Source organism: Nocardia cyriacigeorgica NBRC 100375, from assembly GCF_000308555.1.
Taxonomy (GTDB): domain Bacteria; phylum Actinomycetota; class Actinomycetes; order Mycobacteriales; family Mycobacteriaceae; genus Nocardia; species Nocardia cyriacigeorgica.
This window is the reverse complement of sequence record NZ_BAFY01000281.1, coordinates 1-511: the sequence shown is the minus strand read 5'-3', so window position 1 is coordinate 511 and position 511 is coordinate 1. Positions and strand designations below refer to the sequence as shown.

The window sequence follows — 511 nt, the reverse complement described above, 5'->3', positions numbered from 1 at the left end:
TGACGAGTATGGCTTCCAGCGGGCTTCGTATCGCCGGGGCTCTGTTGGCACTTTGCCTTATCGGAGCTGTCAACGCCCAGGACGAGGCAGCAAGGCTTGAGTCTGTCAAGTCGGTGTACCTTCCCACAACCACCAATGACTATGGCAGCATGATTTACTCCCTGCTTGCAGAGCAGGCCAATTTCCTTGCGGCTAAGGATGGCGCAGCAACAGAGGGATCGCCCCTGAACCTGCTCACCTCTATGGCGTCATGGGCAGCCAACGCACAGACTGCCCTCTTCAACATGGCGCCCGCTGAGGAAGGCAGCACCAGCCTGCAGTCCCTGCCTTCCACCCCTCTCCCAGACCCGCTCACGCAGCTTCTCAACGTCACTGCTTCATGGGGAAACATCATTGGCAACTCGCACGCCGACCCCGTGCCCCAGAACCTGCTCAACTTCCTCCTGGAGAACCCCATCGGTCCCCAGCTGGATGCTGCTCTCAAGGCTCTGCCCACAATCACTGACCCCGT

Annotated in this window: 1 protein-coding gene; it reads left to right on the top strand. The window is 59.7% G+C overall.

What is annotated here, in order from left to right; all coding sequences use genetic code 11:
* Positions 1–149: 149 nt before the first annotated feature.
* Positions 150–511 (top strand): hypothetical protein (locus RJ05_RS33160; protein ID WP_156090861.1); only part of this gene is annotated, 362 nt, incomplete at its 3' end.